26 protein-coding genes are annotated in these 22,235 nt (G+C 72.8%); 19 read left to right on the top strand and 7 right to left on the bottom strand.

The window, feature by feature from the left end:
* Position 1: 1 nt before the first annotated feature.
* Entirely contained in the window at positions 2-178 is a 177-nt protein-coding gene (locus tag AB0P24_RS17400) for a hypothetical protein (protein WP_365794770.1), read from the bottom strand.
* 220 nt (positions 179-398) lie between these two features.
* Here AB0P24_RS17400 and AB0P24_RS17405 point away from each other — a divergent pair, with 220 nt between their 5' ends.
* From AB0P24_RS17405 to AB0P24_RS17420, 4 genes are all read left to right on the top strand, one after another.
* Complete coding sequence (locus tag AB0P24_RS17405) at positions 399-1,625, top strand: NYN domain-containing protein (protein WP_365794772.1); 1,227 nt, start codon at positions 399-401, stop codon at positions 1,623-1,625.
* 232 nt (positions 1,626-1,857) lie between these two features.
* The gene (locus AB0P24_RS17410) at positions 1,858-2,832 is read left to right on the top strand and encodes an ABC transporter ATP-binding protein (RefSeq protein ID WP_365794774.1); all 975 of its coding nucleotides are present in this window, start codon (positions 1,858-1,860) and stop codon (positions 2,830-2,832) included.
* Between the two features lie 88 nt (positions 2,833-2,920).
* Positions 2,921-3,748 (top strand): ABC transporter permease, encoded by an 828-nt coding sequence (locus AB0P24_RS17415; protein WP_365794776.1) that lies wholly within the window; start codon positions 2,921-2,923, stop codon positions 3,746-3,748.
* A 34-nt stretch (positions 3,749-3,782) separates the two neighbouring features.
* On the top strand, positions 3,783-4,484 hold the full coding sequence (locus tag AB0P24_RS17420) for an AAA family ATPase (protein WP_365794778.1): 702 nt from the start codon (positions 3,783-3,785) through the stop codon (positions 4,482-4,484).
* Positions 4,485-5,380: 896 nt separating this feature from the next.
* Here the strand turns inward: AB0P24_RS17420 and ybaK are convergent.
* The 4 genes from ybaK to AB0P24_RS17440 form a co-directional block, all read right to left on the bottom strand.
* Positions 5,381-5,887, bottom strand: coding sequence for a Cys-tRNA(Pro) deacylase (gene ybaK, locus AB0P24_RS17425; RefSeq protein ID WP_365794779.1), 507 nt, complete (start codon positions 5,885-5,887; stop codon positions 5,381-5,383).
* Positions 5,888-5,904: 17 nt separating this feature from the next.
* Complete coding sequence (locus AB0P24_RS17430; protein WP_365794781.1) at positions 5,905-6,645, bottom strand: LON peptidase substrate-binding domain-containing protein; 741 nt, start codon at positions 6,643-6,645, stop codon at positions 5,905-5,907.
* 11 nt (positions 6,646-6,656) lie between these two features.
* The gene (locus tag AB0P24_RS17435) at positions 6,657-7,709 is read right to left on the bottom strand and encodes a hypothetical protein (protein WP_365794783.1); all 1,053 of its coding nucleotides are present in this window, start codon (positions 7,707-7,709) and stop codon (positions 6,657-6,659) included.
* Between the two features lie 224 nt (positions 7,710-7,933).
* The gene (locus AB0P24_RS17440; protein WP_365794785.1) at positions 7,934-9,511 is read right to left on the bottom strand and encodes an oxidoreductase; all 1,578 of its coding nucleotides are present in this window, start codon (positions 9,509-9,511) and stop codon (positions 7,934-7,936) included.
* A 218-nt stretch (positions 9,512-9,729) separates the two neighbouring features.
* Here AB0P24_RS17440 and hisD point away from each other — a divergent pair, with 218 nt between their 5' ends.
* The 10 genes from hisD to AB0P24_RS17490 all read left to right on the top strand — a co-directional run bounded on the left by hisD (position 9,730) and on the right by AB0P24_RS17490 (position 17,416).
* Positions 9,730-11,052, top strand: coding sequence for a histidinol dehydrogenase (hisD, locus tag AB0P24_RS17445; protein WP_365794787.1), 1,323 nt, complete (start codon positions 9,730-9,732; stop codon positions 11,050-11,052).
* Positions 11,049-12,155, top strand: a complete 1,107-nt coding sequence (locus AB0P24_RS17450; protein WP_365794789.1) for a histidinol-phosphate transaminase — start codon at positions 11,049-11,051, stop codon at positions 12,153-12,155. Before hisD ends, AB0P24_RS17450 begins: the two co-directional genes overlap by 4 nt.
* On the top strand, positions 12,152-12,745 hold the full coding sequence (gene hisB, locus AB0P24_RS17455; protein ID WP_365705727.1) for an imidazoleglycerol-phosphate dehydratase HisB: 594 nt from the start codon (positions 12,152-12,154) through the stop codon (positions 12,743-12,745). Before AB0P24_RS17450 ends, hisB begins: the two co-directional genes overlap by 4 nt.
* Before the next feature lie 4 nt (positions 12,746-12,749).
* A complete protein-coding gene (locus AB0P24_RS17460) occupies positions 12,750-12,914 on the top strand; it encodes a hypothetical protein (RefSeq protein ID WP_234541353.1) in 165 nt (54 codons plus the stop codon).
* Positions 12,911-13,552 (top strand): imidazole glycerol phosphate synthase subunit HisH, encoded by a 642-nt coding sequence (gene hisH, locus AB0P24_RS17465; RefSeq protein ID WP_365794792.1) that lies wholly within the window; start codon positions 12,911-12,913, stop codon positions 13,550-13,552. Before AB0P24_RS17460 ends, hisH begins: the two co-directional genes overlap by 4 nt.
* Entirely contained in the window at positions 13,549-14,274 is a 726-nt protein-coding gene (gene priA / locus AB0P24_RS17470) for a bifunctional 1-(5-phosphoribosyl)-5-((5-phosphoribosylamino)methylideneamino)imidazole-4-carboxamide isomerase/phosphoribosylanthranilate isomerase PriA (RefSeq protein ID WP_181802565.1), read from the top strand. Before hisH ends, priA begins: the two co-directional genes overlap by 4 nt.
* Positions 14,271-14,675: a Rid family hydrolase gene (locus AB0P24_RS17475; RefSeq protein ID WP_365794794.1), complete on the top strand. Its 405-nt coding sequence runs from the start codon at positions 14,271-14,273 to the stop codon at positions 14,673-14,675. Before priA ends, AB0P24_RS17475 begins: the two co-directional genes overlap by 4 nt.
* Positions 14,672-15,427, top strand: coding sequence for an imidazole glycerol phosphate synthase subunit HisF (gene hisF / locus AB0P24_RS17480; RefSeq protein ID WP_365794796.1), 756 nt, complete (start codon positions 14,672-14,674; stop codon positions 15,425-15,427). Before AB0P24_RS17475 ends, hisF begins: the two co-directional genes overlap by 4 nt.
* A gap of 138 nt (positions 15,428-15,565) precedes the next feature.
* Positions 15,566-16,156: a helix-turn-helix domain-containing protein gene (locus AB0P24_RS17485; protein WP_365794798.1), complete on the top strand. Its 591-nt coding sequence runs from the start codon at positions 15,566-15,568 to the stop codon at positions 16,154-16,156.
* Positions 16,157-16,171: 15 nt separating this feature from the next.
* A complete protein-coding gene (locus tag AB0P24_RS17490; RefSeq protein WP_365794800.1) occupies positions 16,172-17,416 on the top strand; it encodes an MFS transporter in 1,245 nt (414 codons plus the stop codon).
* A 6-nt stretch (positions 17,417-17,422) separates the two neighbouring features.
* On the opposite strand, the gene AB0P24_RS17495 is transcribed toward AB0P24_RS17490, so the two are convergent.
* Together AB0P24_RS17495 and AB0P24_RS17500 are read right to left on the bottom strand one after the other, a co-directional pair.
* Positions 17,423-17,821, bottom strand: coding sequence for a VOC family protein (locus AB0P24_RS17495; RefSeq protein ID WP_365794802.1), 399 nt, complete (start codon positions 17,819-17,821; stop codon positions 17,423-17,425).
* A 10-nt stretch (positions 17,822-17,831) separates the two neighbouring features.
* The gene (locus AB0P24_RS17500) at positions 17,832-18,467 is read right to left on the bottom strand and encodes a TIGR03085 family metal-binding protein (protein WP_365794804.1); all 636 of its coding nucleotides are present in this window, start codon (positions 18,465-18,467) and stop codon (positions 17,832-17,834) included.
* A gap of 73 nt (positions 18,468-18,540) precedes the next feature.
* On the opposite strand from AB0P24_RS17500, the gene hisI reads away from it, so the two are divergent.
* The 5 genes from hisI to AB0P24_RS17525 all read left to right on the top strand — a co-directional run bounded on the left by hisI (position 18,541) and on the right by AB0P24_RS17525 (position 22,235).
* Positions 18,541-18,963, top strand: a complete 423-nt coding sequence (gene hisI, locus AB0P24_RS17505; protein ID WP_365794806.1) for a phosphoribosyl-AMP cyclohydrolase — start codon at positions 18,541-18,543, stop codon at positions 18,961-18,963.
* A gap of 11 nt (positions 18,964-18,974) precedes the next feature.
* Entirely contained in the window at positions 18,975-20,462 is a 1,488-nt protein-coding gene (locus AB0P24_RS17510) for an anthranilate synthase component I (protein ID WP_365794808.1), read from the top strand.
* A gap of 51 nt (positions 20,463-20,513) precedes the next feature.
* Positions 20,514-21,158, top strand: a complete 645-nt coding sequence (locus AB0P24_RS17515) for a TIGR02234 family membrane protein (protein WP_365794810.1) — start codon at positions 20,514-20,516, stop codon at positions 21,156-21,158.
* Between the two features lie 288 nt (positions 21,159-21,446).
* Positions 21,447-21,710, top strand: coding sequence for an HGxxPAAW family protein (locus AB0P24_RS17520; protein ID WP_365794812.1), 264 nt, complete (start codon positions 21,447-21,449; stop codon positions 21,708-21,710).
* Positions 21,711-21,785: 75 nt separating this feature from the next.
* Entirely contained in the window at positions 21,786-22,235 is a 450-nt protein-coding gene (locus AB0P24_RS17525; RefSeq protein ID WP_365794814.1) for a DUF2752 domain-containing protein, read from the top strand.

Here is a 22,235-nt window from a genome sequence, read left to right on the forward strand (position 1 = left end):
CTCAGTTGTGGCCGAAGCTCTTTTGCTTCTTACGAGCAACATCGGCGGGGCTGCCCTGGATGTGCGACACCGGCGAGTCCTGGGGCTCGTTCGACGTGCGCTGCCCGTGCTCGTGGGTCTGCTCGGCCTGCGGGGCGCGGTTCTGGGAGCCACCCTTGCGGTTCTTGTTCTTGGCCATGGTGATCTGCCTCCTGTGGGGGATCTAGGGGCCGAATTCAGATTCACATAGGCTGACAACAGACGCATTTCGGATAATTACCGTCTGTAACAGGGCTTGTCGGAGGACGAGGTCCCGAAACGCCACGCCGAAGATCGAGTTCGGGCCGTTAACCCCCGCGTGGTCGGGCAGACTCGAAGGAAGCCCCGAAAGCAAACCTCCCGGAAAGAGGGTGAGTCGCGTGGACCGCTGCATTGTCCTGGTGGACGCCGGGTATCTGCTGGGTGCCGCCGCCAGTCTCCTCGCCGGTGAGCCCTCCCGATCCCGGATCACCGTCGACCACGCCGCGCTGATCCAGGCGTTGCGCGACCGCGCGGAGTCCGACACCGAGCGTCCACTGCTGCGCATCTACTGGTTCGACGGCGCCCCCGACCGTGTCCCCCAGCCGGAACACCGTCGGCTGCGCGTGATGCCCCGGGTGACCGTCCGGCTCGGCGCGCTGACCCGCAGCGACGGACGCTGGGCGCAGAAGGGCGTGGACGCGGCCATGCACGCCGAGCTGACCGAGCTGGCCCGCAACCGCGCCTGCTCCGACGTCGTGCTGGTGACCGGCGACGGGGACCTGCTGCCGGGCATGATGGCCGCCAAGGAGCACGGGGTCGCCGTACACCTGTGGGCCGTACAGGCCGCCGACGGGGACTACAACCAGTCCGAGGACCTGGTCGCCGAGGCCGACGAGCGGCGGGTGCTGGACCGGGCGTGGATCACCCAGGCGGTACGGGCCAAGGAGCTGACCGGGGTCTGTGCGCCGCAGCCGGTGCCGCGGCCGGAGATCGCCGCGATCCTCTCGGCGCCGCTGCCGGAGTCGTCGCTGGCGGCCGCGGCGGAGGCGGGGACCGAGGACACCGACCGGGCACCCGCGGCGAGGGCGGCGGAGAACGGGGCGGCGGAGCGGATGCCGACGCCGAAGGGGGTGCCGACGCCCAAGGATCTCGCCGCGCTGCGGGCGCCGGGGACGCAGTCGGTCCAGCATCCGGCGACGACGGCCACGCTGCGGTGGTCCTCCGACAAGGGGTGGGTGGACCGGCCGGGGGGCGCGGTGGAGTCGGCGGAGGCGGCCTCCATGCCGACACTGGCGCAGCTGACCACCGCGGAGCAGCGGTGGGCCGACCGGGAGGAGGACATCACGACCGTCGGCGGGGATCCGTACGAGGTCGGGCAGGTGTTCGCACGGCGGTGGATGTCGCGGCTCGGGGACCAGAGCCATCTGCAGAAGCTGTCGGGGATGTACCCGCGGATTCCGCACCGGATCGACGGGGAGCTGTTGCGGTACGCGGCGCGCTTCGGGTTGCTGGCGCACAAGGACGACCAGATCGACGAGCATGACCGGTACGCCATTCGGGCGGGGTTCTGGAGAGAGTTCGATGTTCCGGCGGGGGCCGGGGAGCACGCGTCGGCGGGGGAGTAGCGGACGGTGCGGGGCCAGGCGGGGCGTCGGCGGCTGCGGGCCGGTGGGGGCTGTTCGCGCCCACGCGGCGGAGCCGCACAGGTGACGCGGCCCCGCGCCCCATGGGGGTGCGCTGCCGCCACGGGGTCGTCATGCCGAGGCGCCCCAAAGGCGAGTAAACCGGGGTGACCCCGTAGGCTCGTTCCTTGTGAGTACGGGCGTGGGTCGGGCACTTCGGCGGCAGAGTGATGTCGTGTGCGCGGTGCGTGGGCTGACCAAGACCTACGCCGCGGTCAAAGGACGGCGTGGCGCCCCCGCCGTGCCCGCGGTGCGGGCCACCGACGGGGTGGAGCTCGCTGTCCGGCGCGGGGAGATCTTCGGGCTGCTCGGGCCGAACGGGGCCGGCAAGTCGACGCTCGTACGGCAGCTCACCGGGCTGCTGCGGCCCGACACGGGCAGTGTCGAGATCCTCGGACACGACATCGTGCGGCACCCGGAGCGGGCAGCGCGGCTCCTCGCCTACCTCGGGCAGGAGTCCAGCGCCCTCGACGAGCTGACCGTGTCCCTCGCCGCCGAGACCACCGGGCGGCTGCGCGGACTGGACGTACGGCAGGCCCGGAGCGAGCGCGACGCCGTGCTGGAGGAACTGGGCCTGACGCCGATCGCCGGGCGGGCGCTCAAGAAGCTCTCCGGGGGACAGCGGCGGCTCGCCTGCTTCGCCGCCGCGCTGGTCGGGGAGCGGCCGCTGCTGGTGCTCGACGAGCCGACGACCGGCATGGACCCGGTCGCCAGGCGGGCCGTGTGGGCCGCCGTGGACCGGCGGCGGGCCGAGCGAGGGGCCACCGTGGTGCTGGTCACCCACAACGTCATCGAGGCCGAGACGGTCCTCGACCGGGTCGCCGTCATCGACCAGGGCCGGGTCATCGCCTGCGACACCCCGGCCCGGCTCAAGGAACGGGTCGCCGGCGAGGTGCGGGTCGAGCTGGTGTGGCGTGAGGAGGCCCCGCTGGACGTGCCCGAGGTGGCCGTCCTGCGGGAGCGCGCCGTCGAGTCCGGCCGGCGCTGGACGCTGCGGCTCGCGCCCGAGGAGGCGCGTGCCGTCGTCGCCACGGTGACCGGCGGGGCCGCGTTCGGCGCCCTCGACGACTTCACCCTCGCCACGCCCAGCCTGGAGGACGTCTACCTGGCGCTGGGCGGCGCCGCACGGCAGGGGCTGGTGAAGGCATGAGGGTGAACGGGGCGGCGGCCGGGCGCGTACGGAAAGACGCGGCGGCGGTACGGGCCGCAGGTGCCGCACGGAAAGGGAGCAGAGCGACGTGAGTGTCGTACCCGCGGAGGTTCTGCCGGGCGGTGCCCAGGCCGTGCAGGAGACGGCGCCGGGCGCCCCGGCGGCCGAGCTGGGCCCGCGCGCACGGCTGTGGCCGGCGCTGCTGGCCGTCTACCGGGCGCAGCTGTCCCGGGCCCGGGTGGCCCGGATCCCGCTGCTGTTCGTCGCGACCTTCCAGTCCGTCGGCATCATGGTCATGATGCGCGGGGTGGTGGACTCGCGGGGCGAGGCCGAGTCCGTGGTGGCGGGCTCCGCGGTGGTCGTGGTGGCCTTCGTGGCGCTGAACCTGCTGGCGCAGTACTTCGGACAGCTGCGGGCGAGCGGCGGGCTCGACCATTACGCCACGCTGCCCGTGCCGCCGGCCTCGGTGGTGCTCGGGGCGGCCGCGGCGTACGCGTCCTTCACCGTGCCCGGGACGCTGGTGACGGCCGTCTTCGGGTGCGTGCTCTTCGGGCTGCCGCTCGGGAACCTGTGGATCCTCCTCGCCGTGATCCCGCTCGCGGGGGCAGCCCTGGCGGGGCTCGGCGCGGCCTGCGGACTGCTCGCACCGCGCCCCGAACTCGCCACGCTGCTCGGGCAGCTGGGCATGTCGGCGGCGCTGCTGCTCGGGGTGCTGCCGCCGGACCGGATGCCGGGGTTCATCCAGCTCGCCCGCGACCTGCTGCCTTCCACGTACGGCGTCGAGGCCTACGCCCGCACCTTCGGGGCGCGGCCCGACTGGGCCGTCGTCCTCGCTGACCTGGGCGTGTGTGCGGGGGTGGGGGTCGTCTCGCTGGCCGCCGCCACGTGGGCGTACCGCAGGGCAGCCGTCCGGTGACGCGCCCCACAGGCCGACCTGGCACGATGGCATCGTGACCGCACCGTTGACGCCGCCTCCGCCGCCGCACGACCAGCCCTCGCACCAGGCCCGGCAGGCATCGCCGCCTGCCGGGGAGGCCGCGGGAGAATACGGCCAGCACGGCGAGTACGGCCAGCACGGCGAGTACGGCGAGTACGGACAGGACGGTCCCGGGATGAAGACCGAACTGCGGGAGGCCGCGGTGATCGCCGTCGCGGTGGCGGTGAGCGGGGTGCTGCTCGGGCTGCTGTGGCTGTGGCTGGCGCCGCATGTGCCGCTGGTGGGGGACCAGTCCGACACGAGCTGGGCGGTCTACCTCAAGGACAGCGAGGGAGAGCAGGCGGCGGGGGTGGACGGGACGTTCACCCTGCTCGCGCTGGCCTTCGGGGCGGTGAGCGCGGTCGCGGTGTTTCTGTGGCGGCGGCGTGGGGGTGTGCCGCTGGTGGTGGCGCTGGGGGTCGGGGGGCTGCTCGCGTCGTTCCTGGCCTGGCGGCTGGGGGTGTGGCTGGGGCCGGAGCAGGATGTGATCGCCCATGCGAAGGCCGTGGGGAAGGGGGTGACGTTCTCGGCGCCGCTGAAGCTCGGGGCGAAGGGGGCGTTGCTGGCGTGGTCGTTGGCGGCGTTGGTGGTGCATCTGGGGTTGACGGCGCTGTTCGGTCCGCGGGACCCGGAGCCGCCGTACGAGGACGGACCGTACGCCGCTCCACCGGCGTAGTTTTTCTCGCCCCCGCCGCCCCTACCCGTCCCGTCCTCCAGGGGGCGCGCCCCCTTCGACCGCCCGCTCCGGGGGCTGCCGCCCCCGAACCCCCGCATCGGCCTGAACGGCCTCGTCCTCAAACGCCGGACGGGCTGGTAGTGGGGGGGGTGCGGACCGGCCCTCGTCCTCAAACGCCGGACGGGCTGGTAGTGGGGGGTGCGGACCGGCCCGCGTCCTCAAACGCCGGACGGGCTGGTGGGGGGTGCGGACCGGCCGTCGTCCTCCCGCGCCGGACGGGCTGGAGTGTGGGGGATGCAGGCCGCGTTCGGTGACTGGTGATTGGGGGCGGCGGCAGAGGAGTCAGGGGCGCGGGGAACTGCGCGACCAGCCGACGACGGCCCGCGGCCGGGCTGTCGCCTCGGGCGGCCGTGGAGCGCGTCGGCTGGGGTGTGGGGAGGTGTGCGAGAAGCTCCCGTGACGGCCTGCGGGCGGGCTGTCATCTCGGGTGGCGGCAGAGGAGTCAGGGGCGCGGGGAACTGCGCGACCAGCTCACGACGGCCCGCGGCCGGGCTGTCACCTCGGGCGGCCGTGGAGCGCGTGGGCTGGGGTGTGGGGAGGTGTGCGAGAAGCTCCCGTGACGGTCTGCGGCCGGGCTGTCATCTCGGGCGGCGGCAGAGGAGTCAGGGGCGCGGGGAACTGCGCGACCAGCTCACGACGGCCCGCGGCCGGGCTGTCACCTCGGGCGGCTGCGGAGCGCGTCGGCAGGGGTGGGGGGAGCTGTGCGGCTGGTGGGCGGTAGGGCGGCTGTGCCGCTGGGGAGTGCCTGTGCCGGACGGCGACCGTGGTTCGAGCGGGCCTTCTTCGGGCGGCACTTCCTTTTCCGTGTCCTCTTCGACATGTCTTTCGTCGAGAGGTCAGGCACGCCCGATGGGGGCCAGGGTGGCGTTCGTGAGGGTGGCCAGGTCGGCCGGGGCGAGTTCGACCTCCAGGCCGCGGCGGCCCGCCGAGACGCAGATCGTGAGGTGGGCCGATGCCGACGCGTCCAGGACCGTGGGGAGTGTCCTGCGCTGGCCGAGCGGGGAGATGCCGCCGCGGACGTAGCCCGTCGTGCGCTCGGCCAGGGCCGGGTCGGCCATCGCCGCGCGCTTGCCGCCGACCGCCGTCGCCAGGGCCTTGAGGTCAAGGCTCCCGGCCACCGGGACCACCGCCACGGTGAGCGCCCCGTCCACGTCCGCGACCAGGGTCTTGAAGACGCGGTCCGGGGACACGCCCATCGCCTCCGCGGCCTCCTCTCCGTAGGACGGATGCGCGGGGTCGTGGTCGTAGGAGTGGACCGTGAAGGCCACCCCCGCCGTGGTCAGGGCCACCGTCGCCGGGGTGCCGCCGCCCCCGGACTGCTGCTTCTTCGGCTTCTTCGGCATGTCAGGAAAACCCCGGCTCAGTTCAGACTCGTCGGCGCCCGCGTCAGCTCCGCGGCGGGCAGTGACGGCAGGTTACGGATGATCGCGGTCTCGGCGCGAAGGAGTTTCAGCTCGTCGCGGAGGCGGGACGCCGTGTCGGGCGCCTGGAGCAGGCGCTGCTTGGTGGGGGTGTCGTGCATCATCGCGGCCGCGACCAGGTAGGAGACGACGGACGGTTCGTCCGGGAGGTCGACGCCGGTGGACAGTGAACGTTCACGCGCGCCCGCCAGGCGCTTCTGGTACTGGCGGAAGGCCCGCAGGACCCCCTCGGCCAGCGCGCCCGCCTCGTCGCCCTGTTCCTCCGGCAGCTCCTCCAGTTCCGCCGTCAGGAACGGTCCCGACGCGTCGACGGAGAGCAGCCGCACCCGGTTCGTCCCGGTCGCCAGCACCTCGAACGTGCCGTTCGCCCGCTCCCGGATCGTCGCCGCGTCCGCCACACAGCCCACCCGGTGGAAGGACTTGAGAGGCTCGGGTCCGAAGCCGGCCGCCGGGCCCTTCTCGGGCTGGGCGGTCGGGTCCGGCATGCCCGGCGCGCTCGGTGCCACCTCGTGGCCGTCGCGGATCGCCACGACGGCGAACCGGCGCGGTTCTTCCTCGGGCGTCTTGAGCAGGTCGCGCATCATGGCGCGATAGCGCTCCTCGAAGACGTTCAGCGGCAGCACCAGCCCCGGGAACAGCACCGAGTTCAGTGGGAAGAGGGGGAGACGGACGGTGGTCACGGCGCCCCAGCCTAGTGGTCATCGGTGAGAACATGTCCGCCGTGCCCGGTCCGTGGGCGTCCCGCGGTCCTCGGCGAGGGGATCGACGCGGCCTCGGGCGGCGGTTTAGTACCGGCCAGCAGGTGGTCGCGCAGGCGTACGAAATGGCCCAGCGGGTCGTCGGAGAGCCGGCCCCAGGGGAAGGACGTGACGTACGGGCCGATCAGCCGCAGCTGGGTGCGGGCGGCCTCCCAGCGTTCCAGGCGGACCAGCAGGTACATCAACGTGTTGCGGACCTCGGCGGGCCAGGGATCGGCCGCCGGGAACCGCGCGGACAAGGCGATCGCCCGGTCGGCCGCCGCGTCCAGACGGGCCCGCGGCACCCCCGGGCCGCAGCCGTCGGTGAGGTAGGCGAAGGCCGCGCGGACCGGCAGGGCCTGGACGAGCGAGTCCGGCGGCGCGTCCTGCGCGGCCAGGTCGGCGAAGTCGAAGCACTCGCGGTGCGAGCCGTGCCAGTACGTGCCCAGATAGCGCAGCGCCGCCACATGGCAGCCGTAGTGGTGCGGGGCGCGGCGGACCGCCGCCTCCCACAGCTCCTCGAAGTACTTGTGACCGGCGTTCGTCCCCCGGGCGTGGTCGAGCGCGATCCGCCACGGCACCGGGTCCCGGCCGTCGCCGCGCGCGGCCGCCGTGATCAGGGGGCTGAGCGGGCGCAGGAGTTCCGCGCGGGCGGGGGAGTCCCAGGCGTGGTCCACCGCGAGCTGGGCCTGGACCAGCAGCAGGTCCGGGTCGTGCGGGGCGGCCATGGCCCACTGGTCGAGCCACTCGGCGCGGGAGCGGGCGAAGAGGGCGAGCCGGTGCGCGTACCGGTCCCGTTCCTCCCACTCGGCCACGTTCCGGGTGCCGGCCAGCAGACCCGCGGCGGGCGCGTACTCGCCCCGGCCGGCCGCGACCAGCACCGGAGCGAGCCGTTCGTCGGGCGCGTCGAGGAACACCTCGTCGTCGGCCGGGGGCCCTCCGGCGGTGAGAGGCGGGGCGGTCGTTGCCCTCCGCGGGGAACGGAAGAGCGCGCGCAGCGAAGCCATGGCGTCGACCATTGAATGTCCGCAGGTCGGGGCAGCGCCATACGGTATGGCCAACTCCACGAAAGTTGTACGCTCAACGGTCAAGGGCGAGTAAAAAGTGACTGTTGCTCATCTGTGCGATACCTGTCAGGGCACCGCTCAGCCGCATCAGCCGCATCAGCCGCACCGCTCAGCCGCCCCGGCGGCACCGTTCGGCTGCGCACCCGCCGCAGCGGCCCCGGAGGTCAGCTCCGCCGCAGCAGCCTCGTCGCCCCGGCCGCCACCGTCGTCGCCAGGATCCAGCCCAGCAGGATCATCGCCGCCGCCGCCCACTGCCAGCCGCCGGTGAGCCGCCACTGGCCGGCCTGGCCCAGGTCGATCACCGGCAGCAGCAGGTCCAGGACGAACAGCGCCGGATCCCAGTCCGGGTGACCACCGGAGTTCATCGGAGGATGCGGGGCGTGCGTGAACGCGAGCGTGCCCGCCGCCCACAGCACCGCCATCCACACCGCCGCCCGGCCCGGCCGGTAACCGTAGGCCACCGTCAGGTCCTGCGCGTACCCCCAGAGCTTGGCGGCCAGCGGCAGCGTCTCGCGGCGCCGCCGCTGCTTGGCGAGCAGCACCTCGCGCGCGTCCTCGTCCTCGCCGGCGGCCCGCAGCACGGCCGCGAGGCGCTCGTACGGCTCCGGGTTGTACTCGGCGGTCGCCGCCGCCACCCACTCCAGGCGCCGGGTCAGCGGGAACGGGCCCTGCGGGACCAGGTTCTCGTAGACGAACCCGCCCATGTGCAGCCGCCCCGGCCCCGGCCAGCTGACCGCCCGGTCGACCAGGTTGGTGGTCCGGGCGCCCGACAGCAGCACCCCGCCGCGCTGCGGCTCCTCGCCGAGGAACCGCAGCTCCGGCGTCTGTACCCGGCGCAGCGACAGGTTCTGGTCGTCCGTGAGGACGAACCGCGCCCGCTCCAGGTCGACCGCGTCCCCGAACCGCCCGTCGTCCAGCCGGATCCCGCCCTGGCACTCGAAGCGCTGGATCCGCGTCCCGCGCGCCGGGGTCGTCCCGCTGAGCCAGGGGCCGCCCACCCCGGCCGGGGTCAGGTAGAGGGTCCGGCCGACGGTCAGCTGGGGTGCGTTCAGTGCGAACCGCCCGTCGGGATTGCGCAGCCGCGCCCCGCGCAGGCTCAGCGACACGCCCACCTTGGCGCTGCGCAGGCTCACCTCCCCGTGCGTCTCCAGGAGCTCCGCCTGCAGGTCCTGGCCGACGGTCACGCCGTCCGCCGCGATCGAGCGCCCGCTGTGGTCCCGGTACACCACCGCCTGGTTCAGCAGCAGGTCGGTGCCGATGTGGGCGTCGGTCAGCCGGACCCCGCCGAGGAAACGGCAGCGCGGCAGATGCAGGTCACCCTCCGTGTGCACCCGGGCCGCCTCAAGGCGCGGCGCCGCGCAGTCCACGAACCGCACGGTCGTGAAGTACGCCTCCGGCAGCAGTATCTCCTCGTCGAACCGGCAGCCGCGCAGCTCCACGTACGGCTTGACCGTGCCGCCCGCCAGGTCCAGGGTGCCCGTGATCCGGATGCCGGCCAGCTTCAGCGAGGACACCCGGCCGTCGAGCGCCGGCGGCCCGTCGAGCAGCAGCCAGCAGACGATCCGCGCCCGCACCGTCCGCTCCGGTCCCCACGGGTGGCCGCCGTGCGGATCGTCCACGTGCACGTCGCCGCTGCTCAGGTCGTAGACACTGCCGTTGCGGAACGCCTGCCACATACCGGCCTCGGCCGCGGTCAGATCGTCCGGCAGATCCCCGTCCCGGACGCCGTCCCCCTCGGTCACGGCTCTTCCTTCCTCCTCAGCCATTCGTGAGTCATGGTCGGTACAACCGGTGATGCCCGGTGCGTGAGATCCCGAACACACAACGTGAAGGTGATCTTCCGGGTTCAGGCCAGGCTATGTACCGGCCGTCGGCCCGCGTTCTGTATCAGCCATTGATACGCGCGGACGGGCCCCGAGTGCCGTCTGAGAGAATTGATTCCGTGCCCCAACATTTCTCTATGGCCCGAATCGATCTGCGCGGCGACGCCCTTCCCGAGGGCCCCGCCCTGCGCGACCTGCTGCCCCGAGCCGACTTCGACGTCCAGGCCGCCCTGGAGAAGGTGCGCCCGATCTGCGAGGCCGTGCATCATCGGGGCGACGCGGCGCTGATCGACTTCGCCGAGAAGTTCGACGGGGTCACGCTGGAACAGGTGCGGGTCCCGGCCGAGGCCCTGGCCAAGGCGCTGGCCGAGCTCGACCCGGCCGTGCGCGCGGCCTTGGAGGAGTCCATCCGGCGCGCCCGTCTCGTCCACCGCGAGCAGCGCCGTACGACCCACACGACCCAGGTCGTGCCGGGCGGGTCCGTGACCGAGAAGTGGGTGCCCGTGGAGCGCGTCGGGCTGTACGCGCCCGGCGGCCGGTCGGTCTACCCGTCCTCCGTGGTCATGAACGTGGTGCCCGCGCAGGAGGCCGGCGTCGAGTCCATCGCGCTCGCCTCCCCGCCGCAGGCCGAGTTCGGCGGTCTGCCGCACCCGACGATCCTCGCCGCCTGCGCCCTGCTCGGCGTCGACGAGGTGTACGCGGCCGGTGGCGCCACCGCCGTGGCGATGTTCGCGTACGGCACCGAGTCCTGCCCGCCCGCCAACATGGTCACCGGCCCCGGCAACATCTGGGTGGCCGCCGCCAAGCGCTACTTCACCGGCAAGATCGGCATCGACGCGGAGGCCGGCCCGACCGAGATCGCGGTCCTCGCGGACGCCACCGCCGACCCGGTGCACGTCGCCGCCGACCTGATCAGCCAGGCCGAGCACGACCCGCTCGCGGCGGCGGTGCTGGTCACCGACTCGGCGGAACTGGCGGACGCGGTCGAGAAGGAACTGGAGCCGCAGGTCGCGGCCACCAGGCACATCGACGACCGGATCGTTCCGGCCCTGAGGGGCCGGCAGTCCGCGATCGTCCTGGTCGACGGCGTCGAGGAGGGCCTCAGGGTCGTCGACGCGTACGGCGCGGAGCACTTGGAGATCCAGACGGCCGACGCCCCCGCCGTGGCCGACCGGGTGCGGAACGCGGGCGCGATCTTCATCGGGCCCTGGGCGCCGGTCTCCCTCGGCGACTACGCCGCCGGCTCCAACCACGTGCTGCCCACGGGCGGCTGCGCCTGCCACTCCTCCGGGCTGTCCGTCCAGTCCTTCCTGCGCGGCATCCACATCGTCGACTACACGAAGGACGCGCTGGCCGAGGTCGCGCACCACGTGGTCACGCTGGCGGAGGCGGAGGACCTGCCCGCGCACGGCGCGGCGGTCAAGGCAAGGTTCGGCTGGAAGGTACCCGAGAGCAAGTGACAGGCATCGACGATCTCCCCGTACGGGACGAGCTGCGCGGCAAGTCCCCCTACGGCGCGCCCCAGCTGGACGTTCCGGTACGGCTGAACACCAACGAGAACCCGTACCCGCTGCCCGAACCGCTGGTCGAGCGGATCACGGAGCGGGTGCGCGAGGCCGCCCGCGACCTGAACCGCTACCCCGACCGGGACGCCGTCCAGCTCCGCACCGAGCTGGCCAGGTACCTGACGAAGACCGGCAGCCACCCGCTCTCCGTCGAGAACGTGTGGGCGGCCAACGGCTCCAACGAGGTCATCCAGCAGCTGCTGCAGACCTTCGGCGGACCGGGCCGTACGGCGATCGGCTTCGAGCCGTCGTACTCGATGCACTCGCTCATCTCCCGCTCCACCGGCACCCGCTGGATCTCCGGCCCCCGCAACGAGGACTTCACCCTCGACGCCGAGGCGGCCTCGGCGGCCATCGCCGAGCACAAGCCGGACGTCGTCTTCATCACCACCCCCAACAACCCCACGGGCAACGCGGTGCCGCCCGAGACGGTCCTCGCGCTCTACGCGGCCGCCCAGGCCGCCAAGCCGTCGATGGTGGTCGTCGACGAGGCCTACGTCGAGTTCAGTCACGGCGCCTCGCTGCTGCCGCTGCTCGAAGGTCGGCCGAATCTCGTCGTCTCCCGGACCATGTCGAAGGCGTTCGGCGCGGCCGGCCTGCGCCTCGGCTACCTCGCCGCGGACCCCGCGGTGGTCGACGCGGTCCAGCTCGTACGGCTGCCGTACCACCTGTCGGCGATCACCCAGGCGACCGCGCTGGCCGCCCTGGAGCACACCGACACGCTGCTGAAGTACGTCGAGCAACTGAAGGCCGAGCGGGACCGGCTGGTCGCCGAGCTGCGCGCGGCGGGCCTCGAAGTCACCGAGTCCGACGCCAACTTCGTACAGTTCGGGCGGTTCGAGGACCCGCACGCGGTGTGGCAGCAGATCCTCGACCGGGGAGTCCTCGTCCGCGACAACGGCGTGCCCGGCTTCCTGCGGGTGTCCGCCGGAACCCCCGAAGAGAACGACGCGTTCCTCGACGCGGTACGTGAAGTCAAGAAGGAGCTGGACGCATGACCCGCGTAGGGCGCGTGGAGCGCACCACCAAGGAGACCGCGGTCCTCGTCGAGATCGACCTCGACGGCACCGGCAGGACCGACATCGCCACCGGCGTCGGCTTCTACGACCACATGCTCGACCAGCTCGGCCGGCACGGCCTGTTCGACCTCACCGTGAAGACCGACGGCGACCTGCACATCGACTCGCACCACACCATCGAGGACACCGCCCTCGCCCTCGGCGCCGCCTTCAGGCAGGCCCTCGGCGACAAGGTGGGCATCTACCGCTTCGGCAACTGCACGGTCCCGCTGGACGAGTCCCTCGCCCAGGTCACCGTCGACCTGTCCGGCCGCCCGTACCTCGTGCACACGGAGCCGGAGAACATGGCCCCGATGATCGGCGAGTACGACACCACCATGACCCGGCACATCCTGGAGTCCTTCGTGGCCCAGGCCCAGGTCGCGCTCCATGTGCACGTGCCCTACGGGCGCAACGCACACCACATCGTGGAATGCCAGTTCAAGGCGCTCGCCAGGGCGCTGCGCTACGCCTCCGAGCGCGACCCGCGCGCGGCCGGCATCCTCCCCTCGACGAAGGGCGCGCTGTAAAGCCATGACCGGGCTGTCCACCATCCTGATCGTCGTCGGCCTCTTCCTGGTCGGCGGAATCATCTCCTTCGTCAAGCAGAAGATGCCCACCAGCCTGATCGTGCTGCTCTCGATCGGCGCCGCGATGTGCCTGGTGGCGGGCGTCATGAGGCTGGAGGTGTGGAATTGACCGCTCCCAAGCGTGTGGTGGTCTTCGACTACGGCTTCGGCAACGTCCGGTCCGCCGAGCGCGCCCTCGCCCGCGCCGGGGCCGACGTCGAGATCACCCGTGACTTCGACCGGGCCATGAACGCGGACGGCCTGCTGGTGCCGGGCGTCGGCGCCTTCGCCGCCTGCATGGCGGGCCTGCGCGGGGCGCGCGGGGACTGGATCATCGACCGCCGGCTGTCCGGCGGGCGGCCGGTGATGGGCATCTGCGTCGGCATGCAGATCCTGTTCGCGCGCGGCATCGAGCACGGCGTGGAGACCGACGGCCTCGACGAGTGGCCCGGCTCGGTCGAGCCGCTCCAGGCCGAGATCGTCCCCCACATGGGCTGGAACACCGTGGACGCACCGGCCGGCTCCGAGTTGTTCGCCGGCCTGGACGCCGACGCGCGCTTCTACTTCGTGCACTCCTACGCCGTCCACGACTGGTCGCTGGAGACGCACAACGCCGCGCTGCGGGCCCCGCTGGTGACCTGGGCGACGCACGGCAAGCCGTTCGTGGCCGCCGTGGAGAACGGCGCGCTGTGGGCCACCCAGTTCCACCCCGAGAAGTCCGGCGACGCCGGCGCCCAGCTCCTCACCAACTGGATCGGAACACTGTGAGCAAGCTCGAACTCCTTCCCGCCGTCGACGTCCGCGACGGCCAGGCCGTGCGTCTCGTGCACGGCGAGTCCGGGACCGAGACCTCCTACGGCTCCCCGCTGGAGGCCGCCCTCGCCTGGCAGCGGTCGGGCGCCGAGTGGCTGCACCTGGTCGACCTGGACGCGGCGTTCGGCACCGGCGACAACCGGGCGCTGGTCGCCGAGGTCACCGAGGCGATGGACATCAGGGTCGAGCTGTCCGGCGGCATCCGCGACGACGCCACCCTGGCCGCCGCGCTCGCCACCGGCTGCACCCGGGTGAACCTCGGCACGGCCGCCCTGGAGACCCCGGAGTGGGTCGCCAAGGTCATCGCCGAGCACGGCGACAAGATCGCCGTCGGCCTGGACGTGCGCGGTACGACCCTCAGGGGCCGCGGCTGGACCCGCGACGGCGGCGACCTCTACGAGACGCTCGCCCGCCTCGACAAGGAGGGCTGCGCGCGTTACGTCGTCACCGACATCGCCAAGGACGGCACCCTCCAGGGCCCGAACCTGGAACTGCTGCGCAACGTGTGCGCGGCGACGGACCGGCCGGTCGTGGCCTCCGGCGGCGTGTCGTCACTGGACGACCTGCGGGCCCTGGCCGACCTGGTACCCCTCGGTGTCGAGGGCGCCATCGTCGGAAAGGCGTTGTACGCCAAGGCGTTCACCTTGGAAGAAGCTCTGGAGGCTGTGTCCCGATGACGTCAGAAGCCGTACGGCGCGTGCAGAGCGAAAGTCCCTGGGAGGAGACGTTCGGTTCCGCCCGCGCCGTCGCGGCGGGCGACCGGGTGGTGGTGGGCGGTACGACGTCCTTCAAGGGCACCGTGCTGTACGGGGAGGGCGACCCGTACGAGCAGGCCAAGGTGGCCTTCGCCACCGCCCTGGAGGCGATCGCGGAGTTCGGGCTGGGACCTGAGTCCGTGATCCGCACCCGCCTGTTGCTCACCCACGCGCGCGACATGGACGCCGTGGGACGCGCCCACAAGGAGGTCTTCGACTCGGTGCGCCCGGTGACCACGTTCGTCGTGGTGACCGGCTTCGTCGATCCGCGCATCCTGGTCGAGGCGGAGCTAGAGGCATACAGAGGAGCCGTGGATTCATGACCCTGGCGGTCCGAGTCATCCCCTGCCTGGACGTGGACAACGGCCGGGTCGTCAAGGGCGTCAACTTCCAGAACCTGCGCGACGCGGGCGACCCGGTCGAGATGGCCAAGGTGTACGACGCGGAGGGCGCCGACGAGCTGACCTTCCTGGACATCACCGCGTCCTCCGGCGACCGGGAGACCACCTACGACGTGGTGCGCCGCACGGCCGAGCAGGTGTTCATCCCCCTGACGGTGGGCGGCGGCGTCCGCACCGCCGAGGACGTGGACAAACTGCTGCGCGCCGGCGCCGACAAGGTGGGCGTCAACACGGCGGCCATCGCCCGTCCGGACCTGATCCGCGAGATCGCGGAACGCTTCGGCCGCCAGGTCCTGGTCCTGTCGGTCGACGCCCGCCGCAACGCATCGGGCTCCTTCGAGGTCACCACCCACGGCGGCCGCCGCGGCACCGGCATCGACGCGGTCGAGTGGGCACACCGGGCCGCCGAGCTGGGCGCGGGCGAGATCCTGCTCAACTCGATGGACGCGGACGGCACCAAGGACGGCTACGACCTCGAAATGATCGCCGCCGTCCGCAAGCACGTCACCGTCCCGGTCATCGCCTCCGGCGGCGCCGGCGCCCTCTCCCACTTCCCCCCGGCCGTCGCGGCGGGCGCGGACGCGGTCCTCGCCGCCTCCGTCTTCCACTTCGGCGACCTGCGGATCGGCGAGGTCAAGCAGACCCTGCGCGAGGCGGGTCACCCGGTGCGCTGACGCCGCGCCGAGCTTCGGCCCCGGTGCCCTCCGTGAGGGAGCCGGGGCTTTTCGCCGCCCTGACGCGCCTCCGGATGCGAAAGGAAAGTTGCGCAAAATCCATTGCGCAACTTTTCTTTCGTACTTACGGTCGGTGTCATGACGGGCAAGGAGAGAGACCTCCGCATCACCGACCTCGGCACGCTCAAGGCGCTGGCCCATCCGCTGCGCATGAAGCTCTACCGGGGCCTGACCGTGGCCGGCAAGGCAACCGCCTCCCAGCTGGCCGAGCAGGTGGACGAGGCCGTCTCGCTGGTCAGCTACCACCTGCGCAAGCTCGCCGAGCACGGTCTGATCGAAGAGGCCGAGCCGCAGCGCGCCGACGGCCGGGAACGCTGGTGGCAGCCCGCTTCGGACGGCATCAGCATCCGCGATCGGGACTTCCGCGACGCACCCGAGAAGGCGGCCGCCCACCTCGCCGCCAGCCGGCTCTTCCACGAGCAGCGCGCCGACATGTACCGCCGTTACCTCGACGAGCGCGCCACCTGGAGCCCCGAGTGGAACGCCGCCGCGCCCGACAGCGAGTCCCTGCTCCGCCTGACCGCGGCCGAACTGGACGAACTCCGCGCGGAACTGGCCGCGCTGGCCAGGAAGTACGACGAGAAGGGCCGGTCCGCCGTGGCGAACGGCGACACCGAGGGGCGTGAGCACGTCGCGCTGTACACGTACGGCTTCCCGTTCCGCGTCTGAGAAGGCCTCACGCCCATGACCGCGGCCCTCGTACCCGCTGCTCCCACGACCCGGCGCCCCGCCCACCGCGACCCCGACGTCCTGCGCTGGCTGGGTGCCTACGCCTCCTCGATGGTCGGCGACAGCGTCTACTACGTCACCCTCTCCTGGGCCGCGGTCCAGGCCGGTTCACCCGCCCAGGCCGGGACGGTGATGTCCGTCAGCGCGCTGCCCAGGGCCGTGCTGATGCTGTTCGGCGGGGTGATCGCCGACCGGCTGGGGCCGCGCCGGGTCGTCATCGGCAGCGACGCGGTGCGCTGCGCGGCCGTCCTCGCCGTGGCGGCGCTGCTGTTCCTCACCAGCCCGGGCCTGTGGCCGCTGGCGGCGCTCGCCCTGGTCTTCGGCACCGTCGACGCCGTGTTCATGCCTGCCGTAGGGGCCCTCCCCGCGCGTCTGACGGACCGTGACCAGCTCGCACGCGTGCAGGGCATGCGCGGCCTCGCCATCCGCTTCGCCAACGTCGTCGGCGCCCCGCTGGGCGGCCTCGGGGTCGCCGTGGGCGGCACGGCGGCCGCCTTCGGCCTCGCCGGGCTGCTCATCGCCGTATCCGTCCCCCTGCTGGTATCCGTCCGGGTACGGGAACTGCCGGCCGAGGACCGCGCCACCGCTCCCACCCCCTGGCAGGATCTGCGCGCCGGCCTCGCCCATGTCCGCAAGCACCGGGTCCTGGCTCCGCTGATGCTCGCCATCGCACTCGGCGACCTGGGGTTCGTCAGCCCCCTCAACGTCGGACTGACCCTGCTCGCCGACCGGCGCGGCTGGGGTGCCGCCGGCATGGGCTGGGTGCTCGCCGGGTTCGGGACCGGCGCCGGCGCCGCCTCGCTGCTGCTGACCGTCCGGGGCAGGCTGCCCCGCGCCGGACTGGTCGCCGGGTGCACGATCCTCGCCGGCTCGGTGGCGATCGGCGCCCTCGCCTTCGTACCGGGCCTGGCCGGCGCGGTCGGCGTCGCCGTGCTGATCGGCCTGCTCGCCGGGCTCAGCGGCGCGATGTGCGCGGCCCTGCTACAGACCGAGGCCGGCCCCGCCTACCTGGGACGGGTCACCGCCGTCTCCGGCCTGATCAGCCTGGGCCTCACCCCGTTGAGCATGCCGCTCGCGGCCGCCGCGAGCGGCGCCTTCGGACTCGGCCCGGTCTACGTCGTCAGCGCCGCCGTCTGCGGGCTCGGCGGGGTCGTGGCGCTGGCCGTACCGGGGCTGCGCCGGGCCGAACTGCCCCGCTGACGGCGGTCAGCCCTTCGGCTGGGTCAGCTGGATCAGGTTGCCGACCGTGTCGTCGAGGACCGCGGCGATCACCGGGCCCTGGTCCCGCGGCCCGTGCGGGAAGCGGACGCCCAGGGCGCGCAGGCGGTCGTACTCCGAACGGATGTCGTCGACGGAGAAGACGATGGCCGGCAGGCCCGCCTCGTACACGGCCTTGCGGTACGGGTCCGCGTAGGAGCCCTGGCCGGGTTCCAGCAGGAGCTGCAGGTCCGGCTGGGCGCCCTGCGGGGCGCCGACCGTGATGAACGGGATGCCGCCGCCCGGGTCCAGACAGGTGCGGGTCTCGAAGCCGAGGACGTCGGTGTAGAAGGCGTGCGCCTTCGGCACGTCGTCCACGTACACGCTCGTCATCGCGACCCTGATCACGGCGGGCTCCTCAGATGCCCAGCTTCCTGGACTCGTTCAGCTTGGCGATCGCGTTCTCGTCGCCGGCCACCTCGACCCTGGCCGTGCTCTGCCGGCCGAAGGCGAACATCAGCAGCTCGGAGGGCTCGCCGGTCACCGTCACCACCGGGGCGCCGCGGTGGGCGACCGCCGTCTGGCCGTCCGGGCGGCGCAGCACCAGGCCCGTCGGCACACCCCGGCCGAGCAGCCGGGCGGTGCGCTCCAGACGGGACCACAGGGCGTCCTGGAAGACCGGGTCCAGCTCCCGCGCCGACCAGTCCGGCTGGGCCCGGCGGACGTCCTCGGCGTGCACGTAGAACTCGACCGTGTTCGCCGCCTCGTCCACCTGCTTGAGCTGGAACGGCGAGAACCGCGGCGGACCGGTGCGGATCAGCTGGATCAGCTCCTCGTACGGCTTCGCCGCGAACTCGGCCGTCACCTTCTCCAGCCGCGGCGCCAGCTGCTTGATCACCGTGCCCCCGGCCGCGTCCGGCCGGCGTTCGCGCACCACCACGTGCGCGGCCAGATCACGGGTCGTCCAGCCCTCGCAGAGGGTCGGTGCCTCGGGACCGGCGGTCTCCAAGAGGTCGGCGAGCAGGAGCCGTTCACGCTTGGCGAAGGTCGACATACCGCCAGCCTACGACCACACGCACCGTCCGGACAGTGGACACGGACCGTGACTGTCGGTGCCGCGCGGCACAATGGCACCCATGACCAGTACGACCGGTACGACAGGCACGCCCCCGTCCAGTGGCCTCGCCCCGGAGATCGCCGCCCGCCTCAAGCGCAGCGCCGACGGACTCCTGCCCGCCATCGCCCAGCAGTACGACACCGGCGAGGTGCTGATGCTCGGCTGGATGGACGACGAGGCGCTGCACCGGACCCTCACCACCGGCCGCTGCACCTACTGGTCGCGCAGCCGCCAGGAGTACTGGGTCAAGGGCGACACCTCCGGCCACTTCCAGTGGGTCAAGTCCGTCGCCCTCGACTGCGACGCCGACACCGTGCTGGTCAAGGTCGACCAGGTCGGCGCCGCCTGCCACACCGGCGACCGCACCTGCTTCGACGCCGACGTGCTCCGTAGGGACGGCGCCGATTCCGGCGTCCCGTCCTCCGATCAGTAAGGTCTGCCGCCATGGACCTCGAGACCTTCCGCAAGCTCGCGACCGACCGGCGTGTCATCCCGGTCACCCGCAAGCTCCTCGCCGACGGCGACACCCCGGTCGCGCTCTACCGCAAGCTCGCCGCCGAGCGCCCCGGCACCTTCCTGCTGGAGTCCGCCGAGAACGGCCGCACGGCGTATCAATGGTCTCGGTACTCCTTCATCGGCGTCCGCTCCGCCGCCACCCTCACCGCCCGCGACGGCCAGGCCCACTGGCTCGGCACCCCGCCGGTCGGCGTGCCCGTCGACGGCGACCCGCTGGCCGCCCTGCGCGCCACCATCGAGGCCCTGCACACCCCGCACACCCAGGAGCTGCCCCCCTTCACCGGCGGCATGGTCGGCTACCTGGGCTACGACATCGTGCGCCGCCTGGAGAAGATCGGCCCGGGCGAGCGCGACGACCTCGGGCTCCCCGAGCTGACCATGCTCCTCACCAGCGACCTCGCCGTCATGGACCACTGGGAGGGCTCGGTCCTGCTGATCGCCAACGCGATCAACCACAACGACCTCGACACGGGCGTCGACGAGGCCCATGCCGACGCCGTGGCCCGCCTGGACGCGATGGAGGCGGACCTCTCCCGCCCGGTCGCCCAGCCGCCCGCCGTCCTGCCGCCCTCCGAGCTCCCCGAGTACACCGCGCTGTGGGGCGGCCCCGACTTCCAGGTGGCCGTCGAGGACATCAAGGAGCGCATCCGCGCGGGCGAGGCCTTCCAGGTCGTCCCCTCCCAGCGCTTCGAGACCCCGTGCACGGCCAGTGCGCTGGACGTCTACCGGGTCCTCAGGGCCACCAACCCCTCGCCGTACATGTACCTCTTCCGCTTCGACGGCTTCGACGTCGTGGGATCCAGCCCCGAGGCCCTGGTCAAGGTCGAGGACGGGCAGGCCATGGTGCACCCCATCGCCGGCACCCGGCCGCGCGGGGCCACCCCGCAGGAGGACCAGGCCCTCGCCGAGGAGCTGCTGGCCGACCCCAAGGAGCGCGCCGAGCACCTGATGCTCGTCGACCTCGGACGCAACGACCTGGGGCGGGTCTGCGAGCCCGGCTCCGTCGAGGTCGTCGACTTCATGTCCGTCGAGCGGTACTCGCACGTCATGCACATCGTCTCGACGGTCACCGGAAAGGTCGCCGCGGGCCGCACCGCCTTCGACGTCCTCACCGCCTGCTTCCCGGCCGGCACCCTCTCCGGCGCCCCCAAGCCCCGGGCGATGCAGATCATCGACGAACTGGAGCCGTCCAGAAGAGGGCTGTACGGCGGCTGCGTCGGCTACCTCGACTTCGCCGGTGACTCCGACACCGCCATCGCCATCCGCACCGCCCTGCTCCGCGACGGCACGGCGTACGTCCAGGCGGGCGCCGGCATCGTCGCCGACTCCGACCCGGTGGCCGAGGACCAGGAGTGCCGCAACAAGGCGGCGGCGGTCCTGCGGGCCGTGCACACGGCCAACAGGCTGGGAAAGTAGGGCGCTTCTCACCCGACCCCGGGTGACCGTTCGCCACGGGTTCAGGCGATAGTGGAGTACGTGACTGCTGTTCCTCACCCCCGTTCCGAAGCCGGCGAGCCCGCCCGGTCCGGCCGCCGCAGCCTTGCCGTGGCGCTGCTGTCCGGCGCGCTCGGCGCGGCCGTGGCCCTGCTGTCCAGCCGGCAACGCTGGGCGGAGGGCACCGCCACGGTGGCCGGTGGCGCCTTCCCGCTGACCGCCAAGGGCAGCGACGTCACGGGCGTCCCCGCGGCCCTCGCCATAGTGGGCCTCGCCGCGCTCGTCGCCGTCTTCGCCGTCCGCAGGGCCGGCCGCCTCCTGGTCTCCGCGCTGCTCGCGCTCTCCGGCGCCGGCATCGCCGCCGCGGCCCTGCTGGGCGCGTCCGACGGGTCCGCGCTCGACGAGAAGGCCGCCGCGGCCAGCGGGGACACGTCCGCCACGGTCGACGCGCTCACTCACACCGGCTGGCCGTACGTCGCCGCGGCCGGCGGTGCGCTCCTCCTGGTCGCCGGGCTGCTGGCGCTGCGCTACGGCGGGCTGTGGCCGGCCATGTCCGGTCGCTACGAGCGCGGCACGGGGGGGCAGCGGCCGCGCCGGGCGCCGAAGCCGGTGGATCCCGACCGGCCCGAGGACATCTGGAAGGCGCTGGACCGGGGCGAGGACCCTACCGGCGCGTGACGCTTCGCCGGGGGCGCCGTAAGGGGGGCGGGCCGAGTCGGTCGGCTGCGGCGCCGTTGTGGCTGGGCGCGCCCACGCGGCGGAGCCGCATGCCGGACTCAGCCCCGCGCCCCTACCGGGCGCTCGACCGCGGGGCGCTTTGCTTCGGGGCGCTGGACAGTGTGGCGAATCAGACGCCACCCCCGCGTCCGGCGCGCGGGTGGGTACGGGACAATGGAGGGCGAGAATCCGGAAGGACACGTACGAGCTCGGGCCCGTACGACAGGTACCAGTAACGAGGAGCAAGTCATGGCGGGCAGCAACCACGGTCACACCCCGGCCGCCTGGACCGGTGTCATCATCGCCTTCATCGGTTTCTGCGTCGCGGGCGCCTTCATGGTGATGGCGCAGCCGGTGGGCTTCTGGGCCGGCATGGTGATCGTGCTCCTCGGCGGTGTGGTCGGCATGATCATGCGCTCGATGGGCCTCGGCCAGCCCAAGGAGAGCGGCGCGCTCGTGTACACCACCACCGCCCCGGCCGCCACTCGCGAACCGGCTGCCGCCGAGAGCTGATCCGCACCGCTTCCCGAGGGGCGCCCCGAGGCATCGGGCGCCCCTCGCGCGCGTGCGCCGACCGTACGGGGCACAATGCGAGGCGTGAACGCCGACAGCCACAGCGCGTCCGTCCCGCCGGTGACGCCCTCCCTCAGGGGCCGGCTGGCCGTGCCCGTCTCCGTGCTGGGCGCCGTCGTCGGGGCCTTCGCCTACGTCGGCGCCGTCGATCCCAACCAGCCCGGCCACTATCCGGTCTGCCCGCTGTACCGGCTCACCGGCCTGTACTGCCCCGGCTGCGGCGGCCTGCGCAGCGCGCACGCGTTCATCCACGGCGACTTCCTGGCCGCGCTGCGGGACAACGCGGTGGGCGTGCTCGCCTATGCGGGCTTCGCCGTGGTGTGGACCGTCTGGGTGACGCGCGCGGTACGCGGCCGACCGGCCCGGATCGAGCTCAGGCCGGTGCAGATGTGGAGCCTGGGCGTGCTGCTGCTGGTCTTCACCGTTGTCCGGAACCTGCCTCTCGGTGGCTGGTTGCATCCTTGA

Source organism: Streptomyces sp. NPDC086519 (assembly GCF_040686075.1).
In the GTDB taxonomy this organism is placed as follows: Bacteria; Actinomycetota; Actinomycetes; order Streptomycetales; family Streptomycetaceae; genus Streptomyces; species Streptomyces shenzhenensis.

Coding starts and splice junctions, on each gene's coding strand:
- AB0P24_RS17525 (WP_365794814.1), top strand. CDS start 21,786: ATGCGAGGCGTGAACGCCGACAGCCACAGCGCGTCCGTCCCGCCGGTG.
- AB0P24_RS17520 (WP_365794812.1), top strand. CDS start 21,447: ATGGCGGGCAGCAACCACGGTCACACCCCGGCCGCCTGGACCGGTGTC.
- hisB (WP_365705727.1), top strand. CDS start 12,152: ATGACCCGCGTAGGGCGCGTGGAGCGCACCACCAAGGAGACCGCGGTC.
- AB0P24_RS17485 (WP_365794798.1), top strand. CDS start 15,566: ATGACGGGCAAGGAGAGAGACCTCCGCATCACCGACCTCGGCACGCTC.
- AB0P24_RS17500 (WP_365794804.1), bottom strand. CDS start 18,467: ATGTCGACCTTCGCCAAGCGTGAACGGCTCCTGCTCGCCGACCTCTTG.
- hisD (WP_365794787.1), top strand. CDS start 9,730: ATGGCCCGAATCGATCTGCGCGGCGACGCCCTTCCCGAGGGCCCCGCC.
- AB0P24_RS17435 (WP_365794783.1), bottom strand. CDS start 7,709: ATGGCTTCGCTGCGCGCGCTCTTCCGTTCCCCGCGGAGGGCAACGACC.
- AB0P24_RS17460 (WP_234541353.1), top strand. CDS start 12,750: ATGACCGGGCTGTCCACCATCCTGATCGTCGTCGGCCTCTTCCTGGTC.
- hisF (WP_365794796.1), top strand. CDS start 14,672: ATGACCCTGGCGGTCCGAGTCATCCCCTGCCTGGACGTGGACAACGGC.
- AB0P24_RS17475 (WP_365794794.1), top strand. CDS start 14,271: ATGACGTCAGAAGCCGTACGGCGCGTGCAGAGCGAAAGTCCCTGGGAG.
- AB0P24_RS17490 (WP_365794800.1), top strand. CDS start 16,172: ATGACCGCGGCCCTCGTACCCGCTGCTCCCACGACCCGGCGCCCCGCC.
- ybaK (WP_365794779.1), bottom strand. CDS start 5,887: ATGCCGAAGAAGCCGAAGAAGCAGCAGTCCGGGGGCGGCGGCACCCCG.
- hisI (WP_365794806.1), top strand. CDS start 18,541: ATGGCACCCATGACCAGTACGACCGGTACGACAGGCACGCCCCCGTCC.
- AB0P24_RS17400 (WP_365794770.1), bottom strand. CDS start 178: ATGGCCAAGAACAAGAACCGCAAGGGTGGCTCCCAGAACCGCGCCCCG.
- AB0P24_RS17510 (WP_365794808.1), top strand. CDS start 18,975: ATGGACCTCGAGACCTTCCGCAAGCTCGCGACCGACCGGCGTGTCATC.